The organism is Mesorhizobium sp. M2E.F.Ca.ET.209.01.1.1, from assembly GCF_004010375.2.
In the GTDB taxonomy this organism is placed as follows: Bacteria; Pseudomonadota; Alphaproteobacteria; order Rhizobiales; family Rhizobiaceae; genus Mesorhizobium.
On the sequence record NZ_SADP02000602.1, the window covers coordinates 1 to 343 of the forward strand.

The 343-nt window shown below is 60.6% G+C and carries 1 protein-coding gene; it reads left to right on the forward strand.

Annotation, left to right across the window (positions count from 1 at the left end; translation table 11 throughout):
- On the forward strand, window positions 1–343 hold a 343-nt coding region (locus EN852_RS37090), incomplete at both ends, for an extracellular solute-binding protein (protein WP_135879780.1).

Consider the following 343-nt stretch of genomic DNA (forward strand, 5'->3'; position numbering starts at 1 on the left):
ACATCGTCTGGTGGGATGCCGGCGCGCAGCCCGCGCAGCTGCTCGCCTCCAAGGAAGTCGTAATGACCACGGCGTGGAACGGCCGCATCCAGAACGCGATCGACAACGACAAGAAGCCGTTCAAGATCGTCTGGAACAACCAGATCCTCGAATACGACATGATCGCCATCCCGAAAGGCGCGCGTAATCCGGAGCTGGCCTACAAATATCTCGCCTATATCAGCGAGCCTAAGAACAACGCCAAGCTTGCCAGCTTCATCACCTACGGGCCGGTGCGCACCGACGCAGCGTCCTTCGTCGCGGCCGACGCGCTGCCGAAACTGCCCAACGCTCCCGATCATCT